The organism is Aquimarina sp. MAR_2010_214, from assembly GCF_002846555.1.
Lineage (GTDB): Bacteria > Bacteroidota > Bacteroidia > Flavobacteriales > Flavobacteriaceae > Aquimarina.
This window is the reverse complement of sequence record NZ_PJMS01000001.1, coordinates 5,453,786-5,473,844: the sequence shown is the minus strand read 5'-3', so window position 1 is coordinate 5,473,844 and position 20,059 is coordinate 5,453,786. Positions and strand designations below refer to the sequence as shown.

Here is a 20,059-nt window from a genome sequence, read left to right as displayed (position 1 = left end):
ATGAATTTAAGAGGAAGAAATAAAGTTAGTCCGGAGTTTAGTATGTCTTCTATGACAGATATTGTATTTCTGTTATTAGTTTTCTTTTTACTAACCTCTCCTGCGATTACTCCAGAAGCCTTGGATTTAATATTGCCAAAAGCCAAAGGAAAGAGTTCTAATGTGCAAAATATATCGGTAAGTATTACTAATAAATTGCAATACTATATCGATGAAGAGCGTATAAGTCAAAGTAGTTTAGAATCTACATTATTGTCTCGATTACAAGGAAAAAATGAGCCTACTATTATTCTAAGAGCAGAAGAAGGAGTTCCTATAGAAAAAGCAGTTAGTGTAATGGATATTGCCAATAGAAATAAATTTAAAGTAATATTAGCCGTTAGGCCCGAATAAAATGATAAAGTTAGATACAAGACATAAAAAGAAATCCTTTGTGCTTACCATACTGGTACACATAGCGATTATCTTTTTATTGTTTTATCTAAGCTTAAGTTATATGGAGCCTGAAGAAGAAAGTGGTATCGCTGTAAACTTTGGTACCACAGCAACTGGTTCAGGTAAAATTCAACCTAATAAACCTATTAAATCATCACCCAGGAAAACTACTCCTGAAACTACGTCGTCGACTCCAGAACCACAAGAGAAATCCCCTCAAATAAAAGATAAGGTGGTAACACAGGAGCTCGAAGACGCACCGGTAATAGAAAAAAAACCAAAAAAGAAGCCTAAAAAAGAGACTGAGAAGCCTAAAGAAAAACCTAAACCTTCTGATCAGAAGCCTTCAAAAAATACAACCAAAGAAAAGCCTGTTAAGAAGGTAGAAGAAAAAAAACCAGATCCAAAACCGGATAAATCTACTCTTGATATCCTAAATAGTTTTTCTAATGGTCCAAAGAATGATGGTAAGGCAAAAGGAGGAGAAGGGGATGATAGATCACCAGGGGATAAGGGAAGTCCGGATGGAGATCCTAATGCCAAATCATATTACGGAGCCGGAAAAGGGTTGGATGGAGATGGTAATTATCGATTAGGCGGTAGAAAGGCTCTTAATAAAGAAAAATTTGTTCAGGATTGTAATGAGTCGGGTATTGTTGTGGTAAAAATAGAAGTTAATCAAAACGGAAAAGTGATTAAAGCTACTCCAGGAATTAAAGGAACGACCAATAGTGCTTCCTGTTTAATGGGACCGGCAAAAAGAGCAGCCTTGGCTACGCGATTTAATAGTGATTCTAAAGCTCCGGCAAAGCAAGTAGGTACAATTATTTATCAGTTTAAACTTTCTGAATAATACAAAGAATGAACTATAGGGAAACCCTCGATTGGATGTTTACCCAATTACCAATGTATCAACGCCAGGGAGCTAGTGCATACAAAGTCGATCTTCATAATACGATACAATTAGCAGCATATCTAAAAAGTCCCGAAACCAAATTTAAGAGCATACATGTAGCAGGAACAAATGGTAAAGGCTCTACAAGTCATATGCTGGCTTCAATACTGCAGGAAGCAGGATATAAAGTAGGGTTATATACTTCACCCCATCTAAAAGATTTTAGAGAACGTATTCGAATTAATGGAGCTGCTATATCTGAAGAGTATGTGATCGATTTTATTTCAAAACATCAATCTTATCTAGAGTCGCATCAACTTTCTTTTTTTGAAATGACTGTAGGAATGGCATTTCAGTATTTTGCAGGAAATCAGGTAGATATTGCTGTGATAGAAGTGGGCCTTGGAGGGAGATTGGATTCTACGAATATTATTACCCCAGAAGTTTCTGTAATTACCAATATTGGATTAGATCATACTCGTTTTCTGGGGGATACTTTAACGGCAATAGCCTCAGAAAAAGCAGGAATCATTAAAGAAGGTGTACCGGTTGTTATAGGAAGGAATGTAGAAGAGACATCAAAGGTTTTTGCAGAGGTTGCTAATACATCCCAAAGTCCTCTGTATCTTGCTGAAGATTGTAACTGTGCGATATATCCATCGGATCTAAAAGGAACTTATCAAAAAGAAAATATAAGGACCGTTTTACAAACTATAGATTTGATCAAATCTAATGGGTGGAGTATATCTGAAAATGATATTAAAAAAGGGCTTCAGAATGTTGTAAAGAATACTCATTTGTTGGGGAGATGGCAGATATTACAAAAAAAGCCTAAAGTGATATGTGATACTGCACATAACGAGGATGGGTTAAAAATGGTGATGAAGCAGTTGGTTGAAGAAGAGTTTGATTATCTTCATGTGGTGTTAGGAGTGGTTGATGATAAAGATTTGGATACTATTTTACCGTTATTTCCTGTAGAGGCCCGATATTATTTTTCTCGCCCCGATGTTTTAAGAGGGCTTGATGAGAAAAAATTAAAAAAAGAAGCTTTAAAGTTTAATCTAATAGGCGAGGAGTATAGTTCGGTAGTAGAAGCGTATAAAGCTGCATTACAGCAAGCTACAGATAAAGATGTTGTTTATATAGGAGGAAGTACATTTGTTGTTGCAGAAATAATTTAATTTTTCTTTAAAATTCTTTTGGTAGACTATAAAACTGTCTTATATTTGCATCCGCAATCGCAAGATAGCGGGCGCTTAGCTCAGTTGGTTCAGAGCACTTGGTTTACACCCAAGGGGTCAGGGGTTCGAATCCCTTAGCGCCCACAACAACAAAAATCCGTACATACTTTGTGCGGATTTTTTTATTTCAGAATAAACTTTCTTTTTAATTCTATCAAGAGCTTTTGAGTTTAAACTAAAACAAGTAGATGTGTAGTTAATATCATTTTTTACTTTGATAGAGTGCTAAAAATGATCAAGCCATGGAATATTAATGAAGGGTTAAATACGTCCATTAGCACATTGATGATCCATAAGGATTTGTATATTGTTAGTTATAAAGAAAAATACCTACTACATTATATATAAAAGTAGCTAGTCTATGATTTGAAAAGTATACAAAACTATACTTCTCTTTCATTTTAATTAAAACAAATAGCATATCTTCAGATGGCAAAATCATTACTCTTTATACCCGATATTTCAGGTTTCACACACTTTGTTCAGAATACCGAGGTAGAACATAGTCAACATGTAATTTCTGAGTTGTTAGAAGTTTTGATTAATGCCAATACACAAGATTTAAAATTAGCTGAAGTAGAAGGGGATGCATTGTTTTTTTATAAAGAAAATGAAATTCCGTCACAAGAAAAGCTACTGGCGCAGATTGAAACAATGTTTACTGCGTTTTATAGTCACCTCAAACTTTTGGAGAAAAATCGTGTTTGTCCTTGTAATGCATGTGCTACAGCGCCGGATTTACAGCTAAAAATAGTAGTGCATTGTGGAGAATTACAATTTATTACGGTGCAAGAAAAGCGTAAGCCTTTTGGTCAGGTAGTTATTGAGGCGCATAGGTTACTTAAAAACTCTATTGTAAGTGATAACTATGCTTTATTAAGTGATGAAGTGTCAAAAACTATTGGACTTCCTGTTAGTTATGAGAGTAAATTATATCATTTTAGGGAGAGTAAAGATACTTATGATACTAAGGAGATTATTTATTTGTTTTCTGAAATAAGTAAAAATAAGTTAAAACTTACTCCTTTTGCTATTCCAGAAGTGGTAGATTTTAAATGTTCTCCAGCTATAGTTTTAACTAAAGAATTTGAAATTCCTGCGACACAATTATTAGAGTATATTACTAATTATAGCTATAGGCATTATTGGGCAAAGGGAGTTGATAAATTCGAGTACAACCCAGGAGAGGTTACTCGATTAGGTACCGAACATGTTTGTGTAATTGATGGAAAACGACTCAATTTTACAACAGTGACCAAAAAAGCAAGTCCTGATGAGATTGTGTATGGAGAACGCACTACAGATGTTCCTATACATGCATTATATCAGTTTTTTGTTATAAAATCATTGCCTGGTAATAGATGCTTGCTGACTGTAGAGATCTATCCTAAGTCGAAATCAATAGTGCATAAGTTGATGTTGTTTCTTTTGATAAAAAGAGTTGTTAGGAAGTCTGTAAAGGCATCTTTAGATAATCTTGAAGCATTTGTAAGAAACGATGCTATAGCTTAGTTAAGAAGATCTAGAATTCTTTCTAGCTTCATCCCTCGTGATCCTTTGATCAGAATTATATCTTTTTGATTTTTTAGACTCCAATTAGCCTCAAGATCTTCATAAGATTTAAATTTTTGAATATTTGGGTTCGTGCATTTAGTGCCAAAAAAATGACTGCCGATTAAATAAATTTCGTCTGTTTCTGTATCACTTATCTGATCAGCTATTTTTTGATGCTCTAGAGATGCATCAACACCCAATTCAAACATATCTCCTAAAAATACAATTTTAGTATCATATTGCAATTGAACCAAATTATTGATAGCAGCTTCCATGCTTGTTGGATTAGCATTATAGGCATCCAGGATAATTGTATGATTTCCTTTTTTAATGATTTGCGAACGATTATTTGTAGGGGTGTAAGATTCTATTGCGCCTTTGATCTTATCAAAGCTAATTTTTAAATAAGATCCAATAGCTATGGCTGCCGCAATGTTGGTGAAGTTATACAGGCCTATTAGATTGCTTTGTATAGTTTTGTCTTGATAAGAAATAATTACATTAGGATTGGTATCTGCTAATTTAATAATAGCATCACTTGTATTGGATTGTGAAAAACTATAGGTCTTTATTTCTGAAGAGGCATTCACTAGTTTTTTATCCTCAAGATTAAGAAAAACTAGTTTATCATGTTTTTTTAAGTAATCATAAAGTTCTGTTTTTCCTTTTAAAACACCTTCGACACTTCCAAAACCTTCTAGGTGGGCTTTGCCAATATTTGTGATATAACCATAATCTGGTTTGGCAATAGAACATAAAGATGCTATTTCCTCCAGATGATTGGCTCCCATTTCTACAATTCCTATTTGAGTTTCCTTTGTCATCGATAAAAGCGTAAGAGGAACTCCGATATGATTATTTAGATTACCTATCGTGGGGGTTGTCTTAAAAGAGGAAGAAAGAACACTGTTGATTAATTCTTTTGTAGTGGTTTTTCCATTACTTCCTGTTAAAGCAATGATAGGGATATTTAGGTGCTGGCGATGAAACGAAGCTAAGTCTTGTAGTGTTTTTAGAACATCATCTACAAGAATATGTTGTTCTGTAGTTTTAAACGCTACTTCATCAATTATTGCATATGCTGCCCCATGCTCTAGAGCCTTTTGTGCATATGTATTTCCATTAAAATTTTCTCCCTTTAAAGCAAAAAAAATGGCATTAGGTTCAATTTTTCGGGTATCAGTGCATGCGCCACTGCTTGCTAAGAATAATTGATGTATTTGGGTGATAGTCATTAACCAGATGATATTAAAAAGCCCTGACAAATATGTACAGGGCTTTTGTATTTATAACGAACTTTAATTAAATTCTAAGCTATTATCCTTTTGGTTTCTGGTGTCTTGGTGTTTTTTTCTTTCTGGCTTTAGTACCAACACGAGACATTGCATTTCTGAAACCAATATAATCTGTGGCCATATCTTGTGGCATAAATCTTCTTTGTGCCGGATCTAACCAGTAGGCTCTGTCTTTCCAAGAACCACCTTTGTATACACGTACTTCATTATCAACGATAGTAGTTCTTTTACTCGATTCATCGTATCTTCTGTCCATTTGTGTGCTATCTTCTGCATCAGGACCTACATAATGAATAGGTGCATTATACATCCTTCTGTTAGGAGTGGCTTGATCTTGAAATCCTTCATAGTATCTAGAAGAACTCTTATCACCATCTCTATAGTTTCTATTGTCACTATCGGTAAAATTAGTTCTCATGTATGTTTCGTTTTCATCAATAGGAACTTGTAAAATTCCACCAGGCAATACTCGTGCTATAATTTTACCATTACTAAGTGTATCGTATACGATAGAATCTGTCATAACAATTTTTACAGTTCCGTCAGGATTGATAGCATTTTTGGTATATACATTACCTCTGTAGTAGTTGAAATCATTATATTCATCATCTACAATAGGTCTGTATACATCAGCCACCCATTCTGCAACGTTACCTGCCATGTCATATAGACCATAATCGTTAGGATTGTAGGATTTTACAGGAGCAGTAATATCCGCACCATCATCACTCCATCCAGCGATTCCACCATAGTCACCATCACCTTGTTTAAAGTTAGCTAATTGATCTCCACGAGTTCTTCTTTTTCCAGAACGTGTATATTTTCCTGTCCAAGGATATTTTTTTCTACCTCTATAGATGTTGTAACTTCTGATTTCTACTAAACCTAAAGCGGCATATTCCCACTCAGCTTCGGTTGGAAGTCTGTACTTGGGTAAAAGTAATCCGTCTTTACGTTGTATGTATAGACCTGTAGAATCATTTGTTCTTTCGTATTTTTCTGATGCTCTACCACCTCTGATGGCTTCATCATTACCTCCATAAGTTTGCGTAGGAGCATTTAAATAGGTATCTGTATCAAAAGTACTTTCTGCAGAAACATCTTCAAAAGGAGCATTCTTTTTAATTACATCTTCTTCTTCAAGAATTCTTTCATTAACGCGATTAGTTCTCCAATTACTGAATTCTATTGCTTGAATCCAATTTACCCCTACAACAGGATAATTAGCATACGCAGGGTGACGTAAGTAATTATTGGTCATCATCTCATTAAAACCAAGTCGATTTCTCCATACTAAAGTATCAGGAAGAGCTCCATAATATATGTTTCTGTATTTTGGTTCTGTAGGAGGGTATACTCCTTTCAGCCAATCAAGGTACTCCAAATACATCACATTAGTAACTTCGGTTTCATCCATATAAAAGGATTGAACGTGTTGCTGAGTTGGAGTGTTGTTCCAATCATGCATTACATCATCTTGTACACGTCCCATAGTAAATGTACCTCCTTCAATAAATACTAAACCAGGACCAGTCTCTTGCTCTTTGTAATTTGTCTGTACCTGAAATCCACCATCTTTGGAATTGTATTTCCAACCTGTGGCTCTAGAACTGCTCCCATAATCGTTCTTAGAACAACTAAACAGTAAAACACTAATGGAAAGTGCCATTAGCGACTTAAAAATAAACGCGTTTTTCATAATCTTAAGTTCGTTTAAGTAGAAATTAGGGCTTGCAATATAAATAATAAACGTTAAAATTACCCTAATTTTTTCAAAATATTATCAATTCACATTTTTTTATGAATTTATAACGACTCTGGTTTAACGCAATATTCATGAGTTTATTATTTGAGATGTGATAAAAACAAGAAATTTAGAATATTAGAAAAAAAACATTGCACTTACTTTTTTTATGAAAAACAGATCTCTTAATAAAATGTTAAAAATCATGATTATTTAACATTATTTTTACTTCTTGTAGTGTGTAATCTTGCACAAGGTCAAGGTTGTCAATTGTTTGAATTTTAAAAGTTTATAAAGAATTTGAGAGCTCGAATTTGGAGTGTTTTAATTAAAATTATTCAGGGAAAATAGAATGAAATATAAGATATCTTTAAAATCAGCGTTTATAAACCAGCAACTTAAAAAAACTAAGAACTCACTATTCTTACTAACTAAATAACTATATATTTGTCAAACTCAATTTTTAAAGGATATGAAAAGATTATTAACCCTTAGCCTATTGTGCGTTACAGTTTTAACTTTTAAAACTCAGGCTCAGGAACAAAACAGAGCAATAACAACTGCTACTCCCTTTCTATTAATAGCTGCTGATGCAAGAGCAGCTGGTTTAGCTGATCAGGGGGTTGCCACATCACCAGACGCATTTTCACAACAATGGAATCCAGCTAAATATGCATTTATAAAAAATAAGCAAGGGGTTGGGGTTAATTATACTCCTTACTTAAGTAATCTTGTTAATGATATATTCTTGGGTAATATAAATTATTATAATCGTCTTAATGAGCGAAGTGCTGTAGCAGCTAGTTTTAGATATTTTAGTTTGGGAGATATAGAATTTAGACAAGGACCTACTGATGAGCCTAACGTTCAAAAACCAAATGAATTAACACTTGATGTTTCATATGCATTAAAACTTAGTGATAGATTTTCGATGGCTGTGGGAGGTCGCTATTTACGTTCAGATCTTAGATTACAAGGTCTGGGGGCAGATGCTAGTGCAGCAGGGAGTTTTGGTGTAGATATCGCAGGTTTTTATAGAAGTGATGAGATTGCTTTTAATTCTTTTAATGGTAGATGGAGAGCAGGGGCTACAATTTCTAATATAGGGCCAAAAATAAAGTATGATGATGCAGGTCAAGAAAACTTTATACCTACTAACTTTAGATTGGGAGCTGCTTTTGATTTTATCCTTAACGAAGATAATCGAATTACACCTTCATTAGAGTTTAGTAAACTGCTAGTGCCTACTCCTTTAGATCCTGATACTAATGGTGACGGTGATATTACTACAGAGGAGCAACAAGCTGCAAATAATGAGTATAATAATAAAAGTGCATTTGGATCTATCTTTTCTTCTTGGGGAGATGCACCAGATGGATTTAGCGAAGAATTGAAAGAAATTACCTGGGCACTGGGAGCAGAATATATGTATCGTGATGTATTTGCTTTTAGAGCAGGATATTTTAATGAGTCTGAAGAAAAAGGAGCTCGTAAATTCTTATCACTAGGGGCAGGTTTTAGATATAATATTGTAAATTTAGATATATCATACTTGTTTTCTACCTCGTCTGTTAGAAGTCCACTTGAAGGAACACTACGTTTTGGTCTTTCTTTTAATTTTGGAGACGAATATTACGACTAGAAAATACCGCATTATAATATTAAAAAGTATCAAGCCGAACGGTTTGATACTTTTTTTGTTTATAGTACATTGTAAAGCTTTTCTTTGTAGTTCAAATTATATATTATTGAATATTTGAAGAAGGTTTTATGAGTATAGATAATAAATGAAGCACCGTTAAAAAGTAATAGATGATGAAAGAAATAGAAATAAAATCTGTCTTACAGATATATGATTCATTTGATGAATTGCCGAAAGATGTTCAGGAATTGATGCAGCAATCAATTGTGATTAGAGATAAGGCATATGCTCCGTATTCTCAGTTTTTGGTCGGTGCAGCGCTTTTATTAGAGAATGGAGAAGTAGTTTTAGGGAATAATCAGGAAAATGCTTGTTATCCATCGGGATTGTGTGCAGAACGTACAGCTATATATCATGCCGGGGCTAATTTTCCAGAGATTCCTATTGTTACCATGGCGCTTTCTGCCAAATCTTTAAAATATCAACTGCTCACCCCGACACCTCCTTGTGGTGCATGTAGACAAGCAATAGCAGAATATGAGGTGAAACAAAATATGCCGATAGCTATATATTTTATGGGAGAAACAGGAAAAGTAGTTAAATCATCTTCTTTATCTAATTTATTGCCACTTATTTTTGATAATTCGTATTTATAACGTTTTCGTTGATTTTATCACCAAACTCCTTTCCCCTTAATTCCGAATATGTTATTTTTGTTTTTCGTTCTCTTAAAAAATAAGAGAAAAAAATAAATAATGACTAGTTTTGAACCTAGTTTTTTTATACATACATATCAGTACAATTAAATGAAAAAGATAACCAAAGATGTTTACCTAAATTGGTATGAAGAAATGCTTTTCTGGAGAAAATTCGAGGATAAGTTAGCTCAAGTTTATATTCAACAAAAAGTAAGAGGTTTTTTACACTTATACAATGGTCAGGAAGCAATTTTGGCAGGAGCTTTACATGCGATGGATCTTACCAAAGATAAAATGATTACAGCATATCGTAATCACGTTCAGCCAATTGGTATGGGAGTTGATCCAAAACGAGTAATGGCAGAGCTGTATGGCAAAGCTACTGGTACTTCTCAAGGTTTAGGAGGGTCGATGCATATTTTCTCAAAAGAACATCGATTTTATGGAGGACATGGGATTGTTGGAGGACAAATACCTTTGGGAGCAGGTTTGGCATTTGCAGATAAATACCATAAAAGAGATGCTGTAACGCTTACTTTTTTTGGTGATGGAGCTGCTCGTCAGGGATCACTACATGAAACTTTTAACCTGGCAATGTTATGGAAATTACCCGTAGTATTTTGTGTAGAGAATAATGGGTATGCTATGGGGACCTCTGTAGAAAGAACGGCAAATCATACCGATATTTGGAAATTAGGGCAAGGATACGAAATGCCTTCTGGCCCAGTAGATGCAATGAATCCTATAAAAGTTGCTGAAGCAATGGATGAGGCTATTACCAGAGCAAGAACTGGAGGAGGTCCAACATTTTTAGAATTAAAAACATATCGATATAGAGGTCATTCTATGAGTGATGCGCAAAAATATCGTACAAAGGAAGAAGTAGCAGAATATCAAAAAATAGATCCAATAACTCAGATTTTGGATATTATTAAAGAAAAAAATCATGCTACAGATGAAGAAATTGCAATAATAGACAAACGAGTAAAAGATAGAGTTGCAGAATGTCAAAAATTTGCTGAAGAATCACCATTCCCAGACAAGAATGTGATGTATGATGTTGTTTACGAACAGGATAATTATCCATTTTTATCACACAAACCACAATAAATTATGGCTACAGTAATTAATATGCCGCGATTGAGCGATACCATGGAAGAAGGAGTGGTTGCGAAGTGGCTTGTTAAAAAAGGAGATAAAATTAGCGAAGGAGATATCCTTGCTGAAATAGAAACAGATAAAGCGACAATGGAGTTTGAGTCTTTTTATGAAGGAACATTACTTCATGTAGGGATCGAGGAAGGTGAGACAGCTCCGGTAGATCAATTGCTAGCAATTATCGGAGAAGAAAATGAAGATATTTCTGATTTATTAAACGGAAATATTACCCCAAAAGCAGAACCGGTAAAAGAAGAAAAAGCAGAAGAATCTGCTCCCGTTTCTAATCAAGCAGCTGCAATTCCCGATGGCGTAGAGATTATTACTATGCCACGCCTTAGTGATACAATGGAAGAAGGAACCGTGGCTACCTGGTTGAAAAAAGTAGGAGATACTGTTGAAGAAGGAGATATCCTTGCCGAAATAGAGACAGATAAAGCTACTATGGAGTTTGAGTCATTCTATAACGGAACCTTGTTGCATATTGGTATAGAAGAAGGGCAAACTGCTCCGGTGGATGTTTTATTAGCAATAATTGGCCCCGCAGGAACCGATATATCTGGACTTAAAGATGGTGTTCCCGCAACAGCTGTAGCAGCAAAAGATACTGCATCTGTAAAAGAAGAGAAAATAGAAACAACAGTTGCGACTTCAGGAGGAAGTGGTTCATCAGGAGGACGAATATTTGCTTCTCCGTTGGCAAAGAAGATAGCAGCTGATAAAGGAATTGACCTTTCTTTGGTAAAAGGAACAGGTGAAAACGGACGTGTTGTTAAGAAAGATGTAGAGTCATTTACACCTTCTGCTGCAACTGGTGCTAGTGCTTCGCAACCAGCTAAAGAAACACCTTCTGCTCCAATAGTGCAAACGTTTACTCCAGCAGGAGAAGAAAGTTTCGAAGAAGTGAAAAATTCGCAAATGCGTAAAGCTATTGCCAAGAGTCTTTCGGCTTCTAAATTTAATGCACCGCACTACTATCTTACTATCGAGGTAAATATGGATAATGCGATTTCTTCTCGTAAGATTATTAATGAATTACCTGACACCAAAGTATCATTCAATGATATGGTGGTTAAAGCATGCGCAATGGCGTTAAGAAGACATCCTCAGGTAAATACTACATGGAAAGATGATGTAACAGTATTTAATAAGCATATTAGTATAGGAGTTGCAGTTGCTGTCCCTGATGGGTTGGTAGTCCCAGTATTACCTTTTACAGATCATATGAATATTATGGAGATCGATACTAAGGTTAGGGATTTGGCTGTTAGAGCAAGAGATAAAAAATTAACCCCGCAAGAAATGAGCGGTAGTACATTTACGGTATCTAATCTAGGGATGTTCGGAATCCAGGAATTTACTTCTATTATTAATCAACCTAATTCAGCAATATTATCGGTTGGTGCTATTGTAGAAAAACCGGTTGTTAAAGACGGTCAGATTGTAGTTGGTAATACAATGAAAGTGACCTTAGCTTGTGATCACAGAACTGTAGATGGGGCAACAGGAGCTCAGTTTTTACAAACATTAAAACAGTACCTAGAAAATCCGGTTACTATGCTTGCATAGATGACTAACATTATAATATTCATATTCAATCCTGCTTCTAATGAAGCGGGATTTTTTATCTTTATCCAAAACATATTTATATGACAAAGAACATATTGATCATCCTGATTTCGGTTTTATTTATCAATTGCAAGCAAGGAACAATTGCTCAGCCGCAAGCAAAGACAGCAGAAAATACTTCTGTAGAAAAGACTAAAGTTTCTGATGTTAAGGATATTGTTGATTTTTTAGCTAGTGATGAATTAAAAGGAAGAGATACGGGAAGTGAAGGTTTAGAAAAAGCTGCAAAATTTATTGAAGAAGAATTTAAAAAAAATAAAATAGCACCCTATTTTGAAACCTATAGAGATGCTTTTGATGCAAAAGGAACACCAACATATAATATTGTAGGGTATCTTAAAGGTACAGATAAGGAGCTATCAAAAGAATTTATCATACTAGGAGCGCATTTTGATCATATTGGTACGGGAAAAGAAGTTGATGGAGATGTAATTGCTAATGGAGCTAATGATAATGCGGCAGGAAGCAGTGCAGTGGTTTCTCTGGCTAAACAATTTGCTCTATTAAAAAATAATAAGCGAAGTATTCTTTTTGTACTGTTTGGAGCAGAAGAGAGAGGATTACTAGGATCTACACATCTTGCAGAAGTATTAAAAGAAAAGAATATTAATGTGTATACCATGGTTAATTTTGAAATGATAGGGGTGCCATTAAATGATAAACCATATAAAGCCTATATTACAGGATATGAAATATCTAATATGGCTCAAAAAATGAATGAGTATGCAGGTTCGGAGCTGATAGGGTATTTACCAAAAGCCAAAGAATTTCAGTTGTTTAGAAGGAGCGATAATTACCCGTTCTATGAGCAATTTAAAGTGCCTTGCCAGACTATTTCTACTTTTGACTTTACAAACTATGACTATTATCATCATGTAGATGATGAAGCATCCGAAATGAATTTTGAATTTATGGCAGAATTCATTAACAGTTGTATTCCTGTAATCACAAAGATGGCAAATACATCGGATAAAGAAATTAAGTTAAATTAAAGAAAAGAAGTTGTCTGAAAAATCATATTTTTTTGATTTTTTATAGTTTAATTATACAGAAGAATGAAAAATATCATCATAACAGGTGCAAGTCGGGGTATTGGGTATGAAATGGCAAAACTATTTGCCGATGAAGGTCACCAGGTTTTAGCATTATCAAGGAATGAAAAACCTATCGATACTCTTCAACATAAAAATATACATACATTTTCTTTTGATATCTGTAACCCGCAGGATCTTGAAAAGATGAATAGCTATATTTCTTCTTCATGGAAACAAGTAGATGTCTTGATCAATAATGCTGGTAAATTATTAAATAAGCCTTTTGGCGAAATTTCTACTCAGGATTTTGAAGAGGTATATAAAGTAAATGTTTTTGGAGTAGCCGAAATTACACGTTTGACTTTACCCTATATGAAATCAGGAAGCCATGTGGTTACTGTAAGTAGTATGGGAGGTATACAGGGAAGTATGAAGTTTCCTGGATTAGCGGCGTATAGTTCTAGTAAAGGTGCGGTAATTACCTTAAGCGAGTTATTAGCAGAAGAATATAAAGAAAGTGGTATTGCTTTTAATGTTCTTGCGCTTGGAGCAGTACAGACCGAAATGCTGGAAGAAGCATTTCCGGGATATCAAGCACCTTTGACCGCTATAGAAATGGCAAAATATATAAAAGAATTTTCCTTAAGCGGAAATAAATTTTATAACGGAAAAGTCCTTCAGGTGTCTAGTAGTACACCTTGACCTAATAAGGCGTTATTAATTTTTGACATTTTCTGTCGTTTCGAACTCTATTTTATGTGTTCTAAAAACTTCATTATCAATAGTAATAATAGATGTTTTAATAAATGTTATAATAGTATCAGTCTGATGCTCAAGAACAACTCGTGTTACTACTTTTTGTACAGAATCTGAAACAGTTTCGAAAGGAGTGATAAAATCGATGTGTTTGAGTTGGGCCCCTTCTTCTGTAGAGAGTAATTCATTTTTATTGGTATCGGTAGTAAAATCAGGATTGGTCTTAGCTAATGTTTTTTTGTCTAGATATTCCTGAAGTTTTTGAGTGATGATAAGAGTGTAGGCATCATCCTCAGAAAGGTTAGATTGTTCTTCTGTTTTTTCAAAGCTCTCTACAGTATCCATTTCCATTGATTTGGATGCATTGTTTGCACAACCTAATGAGAACAAAAACACTATGATATATATCAACCTTTTCATTTATATAAAATTTTACAAACCATTGCCAATTAAAACTTCATTTATTTAGGTTGGTAATGATTTATTAAGTGCCCATTATGGGCTTTCATGATTTTATCCTGAATTTTAGTTTAACAATCTGTCCATTTAATCTTCGGGATTCTATAATCTCAATATTTTTTAAGCTTTGTGTTGGTGTAGTTAGTTTATTTATAAATTCATCTTTAGCATACATTTCAATACCTAATCGCTGTGGTAATACCTGAAAAATAGTTGCGTCATTTGCAATTATTCTAGATAATTCTTTTCGTCTGTTTTTCCAATCGTTAACTTTTCCGTTAGCATAATAATGAAGCATTAATGCGTAATCATCTGTCTTAATATGTACATCCTCTCGGCGGTCAGAAGAGGTCATTCGATATATAGTATCGGTTTTATGATAAGGAGATTGCACTACAAAACGAATATAGTCATCTTTTGTTTTCCAGGAAAAGCAGCCTGTACTATCACTTTTCGAGTAAAAAGGAGATTCTTCGTCGTTTAGTATAATAATATCAATTGGAATCTTGGTAATAGGTTGGTTTCTGTCCTGATCGATAAAGCAAAAACTAAAAGTGTTTTCAGTGGGAATTGAAAAGTATGCTATAATAAATAAACCAAGACTTAACGGTACAACCCAAAACCATTTAGGAATATCTACAGCCTTTGTAGAGCTCGAAGAAATAGAGTGATTACTTTTAAAGTCATTCCAATTTCTATATTCACAGTATTGCGAGAGTAGATTAAGGATGTCAACACGAGGTAATTTTTCTGAAGAATTTTTAAAATAACTATAAAAAGATTTTTCGCTAATCGTAGCTTTTACCTGTTTTTGTAAATCTTCCTGAAACCATATAATATCCTGCCCTTTCCAATCAGAAATATCATAACTCGAAGCAGTATTTTCCTTTAAAAACTGTTGTGTAACTGCTTTTTTAAGGAGATCGAATAGTATTTTTTCTTCAGGAGTTATGATTGTAATGTTTTGATAATTAATGATTTGTGTTTTGTAAAATGTTTTACAATTCCTTTACAAGTATGCTACAATAGATAGTTGAGGTTAGTTTTTAAGTTTGTTTTCAGTTTAACAAGATAAACATATAAAAATGAAAACAAAGATGATAAAAAAAATAACAACTCTACTATTAGGAGTAGTGTTTACAATACTAAGTTCATGTGATCAATACCCAGAGAAGAGGGGATATGATATTCAGAAAATTAGTGTAGTAGAAACAGAAATTATGGATAGTAATAATGAAGACTATAAAGAAATTATAGAGAATGGTTTTAAGAATGTACACCTGGCTCCTTTGTCTACTTTTTCAATAGATGTAGACAAAGCTTCTTATAGTAATATTCGTAGAATGATCAATAATGGACAAAAAATTCCAGAAGATGCAGTTAAGATTGAAGAAATGGTTAACTATTTTAAGTATGATTATGCATCGCCAATGGATACTCATCCTATAGCGATACATATAGAAAAGGGAGATACACCATGGAACAAAGACACCAAATTGGTAAAAATAGGATTAAAAGGTAAAGAAATACCTACTCAAGATATGCCAGTTTCTAATTTAGTGTTCTTAATAGATGTTTCTGGATCTATGTCACAACAGAACAAATTGCCATTGCTCAAAAAAGCATTTAAGCTATTAGTGGGAAAACTAAGAGAAGAAGATAAAGTGTCAATTGTAGTATATGCTGGAGCGGCAGGAGTGGTTCTTGAAGCTGCCGGCGGAGATGATAAGAAAAGAATTATGGAAGCATTTGATGATCTTAAAGCAGGAGGATCAACTGCAGGAGGAGAAGGTATAGAACTTGCTTATGAAATTGCAGAAAAGAATTTTATTAAAAATGGTAATAATAGAGTGATTCTGGCTACAGACGGAGATTTTAATATTGGTATAAGTAGTGATAAAGAAATGAAGAAACTGATTGAGAAAAAGAGAGAGTCTGGAGTGTTTTTGACCTGTATGGGGTTTGGAATGGGGAATTATAAGGATAGCAAGCTAGAAACTCTTGCAGATGCGGGTAATGGTAATCATGCCTATATAGATACGATACAAGAGGCTCAAAAAATATTTGGACTTGAGTTTGGAGGTACATTGTATACAATTGCTAAAGATGTAAAAATTCAGGTAGAATTTAATCCAAAAAAAATTAAAGCGTATCGTTTGATAGGATATGAAAACAAGGTGTTGCGAGATGAGGATTTTATAGATGATACCAGAGATGCAGGTGAACTAGGAAGTGGGCATACGGTTACGGCTCTTTATGAAGTCATACCAGTAGGGGTGAAAAGTGAATATTTTAAAGAAATGTCAGATTTGAAGTATACAAAAAAAACAATAAAAAATACTGATGAAGAACTTACTGTGAAATTTAGATATAAAAACCCAAAAGAAAATCATAGTAATGAATTAGTACATGCATTTAAAGCTAATACGGAAGAAGAAATGTCAACAGATTTCAAATTTGCTACTTCTGTAGCATGGTTTGGTTTGAAGTTAAGAAATTCAAAATATATTGAATATCAAAATTTGAAGAACATTATTGATCTAGCTAAAAATAATAAAGGGAAAGATGAGCAAGGATATAGAGCAGAGTTTGTGAGATTGATGAATAGTTATAATGGAATAAAATAATATGAAAACGAACAAATTTAGAATAAGCAGAATAATAATTTTGGCAGGAGTTACATTGTTAGGGTATTCTTGCTCTAATAGTGAAGGTAAATATACTTTAGACTCAGAGAGTATTATGCTCGAAGATACAGGAGAAACTCCTGTGTTAGCAAGTATTGAATCTGAAGAAAAAACAGAAGAAGTAACGCTATTAGATAGTGATAGATTGAAAACTAAAAAAAATAACGTTGATACTACCCTAAAGATTATTAAGAATGCGAATTGTCGAATTAAAGTTAAAGATGTTGAAGAAGCAACACTATTGGCTAGAAAAATTGCTTTAAAATATCAGGGATATATTTCTGATGAGCGATTTACAAATACAAATTATACTAAAGAAAATCGTTTTACGATCAGAATTCCTCAAGATCAATTCGATACTGTTTTGGATAGTGTATGCGGATTGGCAGAATTCGTGGATTATAAAAATATATCTACAGTAAATGTGACTGAAGAGTATATAGATATTACATCACGATTAAAAACAAAGTTGGATGTAAAAGAGCGTTATGAAACCATTTTAAGAACAAGAGCCAAAACGGTAGAAGATATTTTAAAGACCGAAGAAAAACTTAGTTTACTTCAGGAAGAAATTGAAGCTGCTCAAGGAAGATTAAAATATTTAAGTAATAAAGTATCTTATAGTACAGTTCAGGTAGATGTATATCAAACTATAATTCCAAAAGACGAGCCTGCAGAATACCAACCTCACTTTTTAGACAAAGCAAAACAAGGGCTGTCTTTTGGTTGGTCGATTATAGAAAACCTAACGTTGCTTTTGTTTTATATCTGGCCGTTTATAATATTAGGAATTGTTATTTTTGTGTATTTTAAGTGGATACGAAAGTAACGAACATAAATTAGGTGCACTCTATTGGTGCACCTAATTATCTGTTTTTTTGGATATGTTTAATCATTAATTATCAATTAAGCGAAAAGATTTAGTTGCCATTTCAAACGCTTTTCTATACTTTTCTTTTCTGTTTTTAAGTGTCCAAGCCATTATCATGTAGACATTTTCTTTACCCTCGATAAATGTCAAGAAATAAGAAATATCAAATGCTAAACCTTCTATTTTTCCATCAAATTCTACAAATTCAGCATCCAAACCGCTAATTTGTAAAGACTTAGGGTCAGATGTCATATTTATATCGATTACTTCATTTAAAATATGAAGCTGTATGTTTTTATAATTCTTTATTACAGAAAGAGAATCATTGTATTCTTCTAATTCTTTGAAAGTAGAAATCATCTCCTCTTTAGGTTCATCTATAACTACAATATAGGTCTCTTTATATATGTTTTTATATTGCAATGAAGCATCATCATTCAAATCATGAGCCTCTTTCATGTATTTAGGGACGCTTAGTTCATATTGATTATTGATTTCGACTGGAACAAAATCTTCTTCAATAAAGAGAGTATCGTTTTTATTTTTATTTGAAGTAAAGCAAGAAGTTAATAATTGCCCTAAAACGAATAATATGAGCAGTTTGGATGTGTTTTTCATAGTTTTCATTATTGAAACATATTCATTGTATGTCTTGCATTGATTATTACAAAAGTAAGAGATTCTATCTTAAAGCCTATATTTTTTATTATTTCAAAATAACATACGAAAAATTATAAATCAGATAAATACGATATACATAATTTTGTATTTTGCGCAAGTAAAAGAAAGGTTAATAATTTTATACGTTTGAAAGAAATATTAAAGAGATATATTCCAGAACGATCTGTAGATAAGGTATTAGATCTCATCATGAAATGTAATGTACATCTTAAAATCGTTAATGAGAGGGTTACGAGACATGGGGACTATCGCAAAATGCCGGATGGTAGACATCAGATTACCGTAAATGCATCTCTTAATAAATATCGTTTTCTCATTACATTGATTCATGAAGTAGCGCATCTTGTAGCTTTTGAGAAGTACGGGCGTTACATAAAACCACATGGGATAGAATGGAAAAGAACCTTTCAGCAATTAATGTTACCCTATATTAATCCCGAAGTATTCCCAGCTAAATTATTACCTGTTATTGCACATCATTTTAAAAACCCAAGAGCTAGTAGTGATACCGATGAAAAATTGTCATTAGCGCTAAAACAATATGACCCCGCTAATGATAAAAATTATATCTTTGAGTTACCCCTCGGAAGTGTCTTCCGTTTGTATAATGGAAAAGTCTTTAAGAAAGGTAATAAGAAAGTAAAACGTTATGAATGCGTAGAGCTCAATACCGGCAGGATTTACCTTTTTAATCCAAATGCAGAAGTTGAATTATTGAATTGATAGAAAAATTATAAGTTTTGAGGAAAATAATACTAATAATATTGTTTGCGATTTCTGTTTTACCAAGCTGTAATAAAGATGATGATCAAATTATAGATGATAAAGTTGATATTTTGTTAATGACAGGAATGTATTTAAGAGCAGATATAAATGATGAACCCTTACTGTATGGAAACCCTAATATAAATAATGATGGAGTGATGATATCTCCTAACCCGATGAGGGAAGTATTCAATATAACATCTTTTACTGCTGATAAAATTAGTAAGGTGTGGATTGTTGAAGCGAATCCACAAAAAAAACATCAAGATGTAAATTTTAGTGAGGCATTAAAAAATGTAACTTATGATGAATCAGAATTAACAAGGTTAGCTAGGCTAACATCTGGAGGGTTAGATAGTAAGAATGTTACTATTAATATTGAAGATCTACAACCAGGATATTTTAGGGTTTTTATAAAAACAGGGAAATCTCTAAGGTGGGATAATATTTATATAAGTAATGGAAATGATATTTCAATAGAAGATATAGTATCTTTTTGGAAATAAAATATA

Annotated in this window: 19 protein-coding genes and 1 tRNA gene; 15 read left to right on the top strand and 5 right to left on the bottom strand. The window is 33.4% G+C overall.

Features of this window, described 5'->3' with window-relative positions; translation table 11 throughout:
- The 5 genes from ATE84_RS23590 (at nucleotide 1) to ATE84_RS23570 (ending at nucleotide 4,086) form a co-directional block, all read left to right on the top strand.
- Nucleotides 1–393 (top strand): biopolymer transporter ExbD, encoded by a 393-nt coding sequence (locus ATE84_RS23590; RefSeq protein ID WP_024772018.1) that lies wholly within the window; start codon nucleotides 1–3, stop codon nucleotides 391–393.
- Nucleotide 394: 1 nt separating this feature from the next.
- Entirely contained in the window at nucleotides 395–1,288 is an 894-nt protein-coding gene (locus ATE84_RS23585; protein WP_101450254.1) for an energy transducer TonB, read from the top strand.
- A gap of 8 nt (nucleotides 1,289–1,296) precedes the next feature.
- Entirely contained in the window at nucleotides 1,297–2,514 is a 1,218-nt protein-coding gene (locus ATE84_RS23580) for a folylpolyglutamate synthase/dihydrofolate synthase family protein (protein ID WP_101450253.1), read from the top strand.
- Between the two features lie 69 nt (nucleotides 2,515–2,583).
- Nucleotides 2,584–2,658 (top strand) — tRNA-Val (locus ATE84_RS23575).
- 345 nt (nucleotides 2,659–3,003) lie between these two features.
- Entirely contained in the window at nucleotides 3,004–4,086 is a 1,083-nt protein-coding gene (locus tag ATE84_RS23570; RefSeq protein ID WP_101450252.1) for a DUF2652 domain-containing protein, read from the top strand.
- On the opposite strand, the gene murF is transcribed toward ATE84_RS23570, so the two are convergent.
- Both murF and gldJ read right to left on the bottom strand, forming a co-directional pair.
- A complete protein-coding gene (gene murF / locus ATE84_RS23565) occupies nucleotides 4,083–5,363 on the bottom strand; it encodes a UDP-N-acetylmuramoyl-tripeptide--D-alanyl-D-alanine ligase (RefSeq protein WP_101450251.1) in 1,281 nt (426 codons plus the stop codon). The two genes, ATE84_RS23570 and murF, sit on opposite strands and share 4 nt — an antisense overlap.
- Nucleotides 5,364–5,445: 82 nt before the next feature.
- The gene (gene gldJ / locus ATE84_RS23560) at nucleotides 5,446–7,122 is read right to left on the bottom strand and encodes a gliding motility lipoprotein GldJ (protein ID WP_101450250.1); all 1,677 of its coding nucleotides are present in this window, start codon (nucleotides 7,120–7,122) and stop codon (nucleotides 5,446–5,448) included.
- Nucleotides 7,123–7,639: 517 nt separating this feature from the next.
- Here gldJ and porV point away from each other — a divergent pair.
- The 6 genes from porV to ATE84_RS23530 all read left to right on the top strand — a co-directional run bounded on the left by porV (nucleotide 7,640) and on the right by ATE84_RS23530 (nucleotide 14,030).
- The gene (gene porV / locus ATE84_RS23555) at nucleotides 7,640–8,809 is read left to right on the top strand and encodes a type IX secretion system outer membrane channel protein PorV (protein ID WP_101450249.1); all 1,170 of its coding nucleotides are present in this window, start codon (nucleotides 7,640–7,642) and stop codon (nucleotides 8,807–8,809) included.
- A gap of 173 nt (nucleotides 8,810–8,982) precedes the next feature.
- The gene (locus tag ATE84_RS23550) at nucleotides 8,983–9,465 is read left to right on the top strand and encodes a cytidine deaminase (RefSeq protein WP_101450248.1); all 483 of its coding nucleotides are present in this window, start codon (nucleotides 8,983–8,985) and stop codon (nucleotides 9,463–9,465) included.
- A 150-nt stretch (nucleotides 9,466–9,615) separates the two neighbouring features.
- Nucleotides 9,616–10,617 (top strand): pyruvate dehydrogenase (acetyl-transferring) E1 component subunit alpha, encoded by a 1,002-nt coding sequence (gene pdhA / locus ATE84_RS23545; protein WP_101450247.1) that lies wholly within the window; start codon nucleotides 9,616–9,618, stop codon nucleotides 10,615–10,617.
- Between the two features lie 3 nt (nucleotides 10,618–10,620).
- A complete protein-coding gene (locus ATE84_RS23540; RefSeq protein WP_101450246.1) occupies nucleotides 10,621–12,234 on the top strand; it encodes a pyruvate dehydrogenase complex dihydrolipoamide acetyltransferase in 1,614 nt (537 codons plus the stop codon).
- A gap of 80 nt (nucleotides 12,235–12,314) precedes the next feature.
- Nucleotides 12,315–13,286, top strand: a complete 972-nt coding sequence (locus ATE84_RS23535) for a M28 family peptidase (protein WP_101450245.1) — start codon at nucleotides 12,315–12,317, stop codon at nucleotides 13,284–13,286.
- Nucleotides 13,287–13,349: 63 nt separating this feature from the next.
- Nucleotides 13,350–14,030: an SDR family oxidoreductase gene (locus ATE84_RS23530; protein ID WP_101450244.1), complete on the top strand. Its 681-nt coding sequence runs from the start codon at nucleotides 13,350–13,352 to the stop codon at nucleotides 14,028–14,030.
- Nucleotides 14,031–14,045: 15 nt separating this feature from the next.
- On the opposite strand, the gene ATE84_RS23525 is transcribed toward ATE84_RS23530, so the two are convergent.
- Complete coding sequence (locus tag ATE84_RS23525; RefSeq protein WP_101450243.1) at nucleotides 14,046–14,504, bottom strand: hypothetical protein; 459 nt, start codon at nucleotides 14,502–14,504, stop codon at nucleotides 14,046–14,048.
- 85 nt (nucleotides 14,505–14,589) lie between these two features.
- Nucleotides 14,590–14,937 (bottom strand): hypothetical protein, encoded by a 348-nt coding sequence (locus ATE84_RS23520; RefSeq protein ID WP_143273696.1) that lies wholly within the window; start codon nucleotides 14,935–14,937, stop codon nucleotides 14,590–14,592.
- Nucleotides 14,938–15,628: 691 nt separating this feature from the next.
- Between ATE84_RS23520 and ATE84_RS23515 the strand changes: the two genes are divergently transcribed.
- Both ATE84_RS23515 and ATE84_RS23510 read left to right on the top strand, forming a co-directional pair.
- Nucleotides 15,629–17,170 carry a VWA domain-containing protein gene (locus ATE84_RS23515; protein ID WP_101450241.1) on the top strand — a complete coding sequence of 514 codons (1,542 nt, stop codon included), beginning with the start codon at nucleotides 15,629–15,631 and terminating at the stop codon, nucleotides 17,168–17,170.
- Nucleotide 17,171: 1 nt separating this feature from the next.
- Nucleotides 17,172–18,059: a DUF4349 domain-containing protein gene (locus ATE84_RS23510; protein WP_101450240.1), complete on the top strand. Its 888-nt coding sequence runs from the start codon at nucleotides 17,172–17,174 to the stop codon at nucleotides 18,057–18,059.
- Between the two features lie 66 nt (nucleotides 18,060–18,125).
- Here the strand turns inward: ATE84_RS23510 and ATE84_RS23505 are convergent, their stop codons facing one another.
- Entirely contained in the window at nucleotides 18,126–18,719 is a 594-nt protein-coding gene (locus ATE84_RS23505; RefSeq protein ID WP_101450239.1) for a hypothetical protein, read from the bottom strand.
- Nucleotides 18,720–18,908: 189 nt separating this feature from the next.
- Here ATE84_RS23505 and ATE84_RS23500 point away from each other — a divergent pair, with 189 nt between their 5' ends.
- The gene (locus ATE84_RS23500; protein ID WP_101450238.1) at nucleotides 18,909–19,505 is read left to right on the top strand and encodes a SprT-like domain-containing protein; all 597 of its coding nucleotides are present in this window, start codon (nucleotides 18,909–18,911) and stop codon (nucleotides 19,503–19,505) included.
- A 17-nt stretch (nucleotides 19,506–19,522) separates the two neighbouring features.
- Entirely contained in the window at nucleotides 19,523–20,053 is a 531-nt protein-coding gene (locus tag ATE84_RS23495; RefSeq protein WP_143273695.1) for a hypothetical protein, read from the top strand.
- Nucleotides 20,054–20,059: the final 6 nt, after the last annotated feature.

What these genes read in the sequence shown, in the direction of transcription:
- ATE84_RS23590 (WP_024772018.1), top strand. Translation starts at nt 1, where the DNA reads ATGAATTTAAGAGGAAGAAATAAAGTTAGTCCGGAGTTTAGTATGTCT.
- ATE84_RS23585 (WP_101450254.1), top strand. Translation starts at nt 395, where the DNA reads ATGATAAAGTTAGATACAAGACATAAAAAGAAATCCTTTGTGCTTACC.
- ATE84_RS23580 (WP_101450253.1), top strand. Translation starts at nt 1,297, where the DNA reads ATGAACTATAGGGAAACCCTCGATTGGATGTTTACCCAATTACCAATG.
- ATE84_RS23570 (WP_101450252.1), top strand. Translation starts at nt 3,004, where the DNA reads ATGGCAAAATCATTACTCTTTATACCCGATATTTCAGGTTTCACACAC.
- murF (WP_101450251.1), bottom strand. Translation starts at nt 5,363, where the DNA reads ATGACTATCACCCAAATACATCAATTATTCTTAGCAAGCAGTGGCGCA.
- gldJ (WP_101450250.1), bottom strand. Translation starts at nt 7,122, where the DNA reads ATGAAAAACGCGTTTATTTTTAAGTCGCTAATGGCACTTTCCATTAGT.
- porV (WP_101450249.1), top strand. Translation starts at nt 7,640, where the DNA reads ATGAAAAGATTATTAACCCTTAGCCTATTGTGCGTTACAGTTTTAACT.
- ATE84_RS23550 (WP_101450248.1), top strand. Translation starts at nt 8,983, where the DNA reads ATGAAAGAAATAGAAATAAAATCTGTCTTACAGATATATGATTCATTT.
- pdhA (WP_101450247.1), top strand. Translation starts at nt 9,616, where the DNA reads ATGAAAAAGATAACCAAAGATGTTTACCTAAATTGGTATGAAGAAATG.
- ATE84_RS23540 (WP_101450246.1), top strand. Translation starts at nt 10,621, where the DNA reads ATGGCTACAGTAATTAATATGCCGCGATTGAGCGATACCATGGAAGAA.
- ATE84_RS23535 (WP_101450245.1), top strand. Translation starts at nt 12,315, where the DNA reads ATGACAAAGAACATATTGATCATCCTGATTTCGGTTTTATTTATCAAT.
- ATE84_RS23530 (WP_101450244.1), top strand. Translation starts at nt 13,350, where the DNA reads ATGAAAAATATCATCATAACAGGTGCAAGTCGGGGTATTGGGTATGAA.
- ATE84_RS23525 (WP_101450243.1), bottom strand. Translation starts at nt 14,504, where the DNA reads ATGAAAAGGTTGATATATATCATAGTGTTTTTGTTCTCATTAGGTTGT.
- ATE84_RS23515 (WP_101450241.1), top strand. Translation starts at nt 15,629, where the DNA reads ATGAAAACAAAGATGATAAAAAAAATAACAACTCTACTATTAGGAGTA.
- ATE84_RS23510 (WP_101450240.1), top strand. Translation starts at nt 17,172, where the DNA reads ATGAAAACGAACAAATTTAGAATAAGCAGAATAATAATTTTGGCAGGA.
- ATE84_RS23505 (WP_101450239.1), bottom strand. Translation starts at nt 18,719, where the DNA reads ATGAAAAACACATCCAAACTGCTCATATTATTCGTTTTAGGGCAATTA.